Source organism: Pseudoflavonifractor sp. An44 (genome assembly GCF_002161675.1).
In the GTDB taxonomy this organism is placed as follows: Bacteria; Bacillota; Clostridia; order Oscillospirales; family Oscillospiraceae; genus Enterenecus; species Enterenecus faecium.
Map to the genome: position 1 here is coordinate 1 of NZ_NFIH01000046.1, position 1,637 is coordinate 1,637.

Consider the following 1,637-nt stretch of genomic DNA (forward strand, 5'->3'; position numbering starts at 1 on the left):
GATACAGTTCATGCTTTTCCATAGGCGTCAGCACACCCAGATTTCGCTGCACTCTCCTGGTGTTGTAATAGTGGATGTAATGTCTGATCATCTGGACAAGTTCTTTCTTGCTGGTAAAGCGTCTGCCGTAGTAACGCTCCCGCTTTAAGATGCCCCAGAAACCTTCCATAGGGCCGTTGTCAATGCAGTGGGCCACACGGGACATACTCTGTGTCATCCCCGCCTGCACGAGCTTGTGGTGGAATGTTCGGTTTGTATACTGAAAGCCTCTGTCACTGTGGAACAGTGGGTGAGCAGTTGGATTTGCCTTCACCGCTTTGTCAAAGGTCTTGAATACGAGAGGGTTATCGTTGCGTTCACCAATGATATAGGACACAATGCGCCGATCATATAGATCCAGAATGGCACTGAGATAGATCTTGTGTACTTCGGTACCCTCATACCACTTGAACTCGGTCACATCGGTCAGCCATTTCTCATTCGGCTTTACCGCATAGAATTGGCGATCCAGCAGGTTCTCAGCTAAATACTGAGGGTTCTTGGCCCGCCTGGTACAGCTGTGGTTACTGTACTTCACGGTAGACCGAATATCTCTGGTCCGGCAGATACGAAGCACTCTCTTGTCATTGACATGGATACCGTAGTCATGGCGCAGGTCGTCATTGAGCCTCCGATAACCCTTATCTGGACTTTCTAAGTGAATTTTCTCAATGGTGTCGGCCAACTGCTCATTCTCCGCAGCTCTGTGGCTACGCTTGCCAGTAGCCCATTTGTGGTACGCAGACCGAGCCACGTGGAGCAGCTTGCAGGTTGCCTCAATGGGAAACCCCTGCTGCTCATGACACTCCTGAATTGCTTTATAAGTACGGCGCTGTCTCACTTCTTCCAGGCCTCTCTCCTCTCGATCTCGTCCAATTTTTTTAGCAGTCCATTCTCCATTTCTGCCAGATATAGCTTGTGCTTGAGTTGCTCAATTTCGATTTGGGCTTTTTCCAGTTCGGTGCGAGGAGTTTGGTCTTTCTTCCGGCGGCCCCGCCGATCCTCCAATCCTGCTTCTCCCATCTGTTCAAACCGAAGAGTCCAATTCCGAACCTGTTGATAGCTAACCTGGTATTTCAGGGCCATTTCTCCATAGTTTTTACTACCGGCAATGCAGTCCTTAACAATTTGTATACGTTCTTCCTGTGTGGTCTCCCGTCCTTGCTTCATGTAGTTTCCTCCTCCGGAATGTTTGACCGAGTCGAAGTCTCCATGAGCATTATACACCTTTATCCATTCTCTGAACTGCGTATGACTCCGAATGTGATATTTTCTGCAAATATCCGACTCGCCTCCAGCACCGGATAAATAGTCTTCCACAGCAGATTTCTTTAATTCTGGGCTGTATACACGATTTTTATGTGGCAGAAATGCATCCACCCCATCTATCTCATAGTTACGTACCCACTGTCCCATGGTATTGTGAGAAACTCCAGCCCTCCGTGCCGCCTCACGCATACCAATGCATCCATTGATGTAATCTTGTATGATTGTGACCTTTGTCTCTATACTGACCTTTTGTTTCTGTGGCATAGCAATGCTCCCCCTATGTTTGACAGTGTTTTATTTCACTGTCTCTCATAGAGGGAGCATATCAT

General features: G+C 48.0%; 2 protein-coding genes. Both read right to left on the reverse strand.

The window, feature by feature from the left end; genetic code table 11:
- Window positions 1-880, reverse strand: an 880-nt coding sequence (locus B5F98_RS13150; protein WP_206418168.1) for an IS3 family transposase, incomplete at its 3' end; no start/stop codon positions are given.
- Window positions 877-1,572, reverse strand: coding sequence for a helix-turn-helix domain-containing protein (locus B5F98_RS13155; RefSeq protein WP_087373301.1), 696 nt, complete (start codon window positions 1,570-1,572; stop codon window positions 877-879). The genes B5F98_RS13150 and B5F98_RS13155, both read right to left, overlap by 4 nt.
- Window positions 1,573-1,637: the final 65 nt, after the last annotated feature.

Coding starts and splice junctions, on each gene's coding strand:
- B5F98_RS13155 (WP_087373301.1), bottom strand. CDS start 1,572: ATGCCACAGAAACAAAAGGTCAGTATAGAGACAAAGGTCACAATCATA.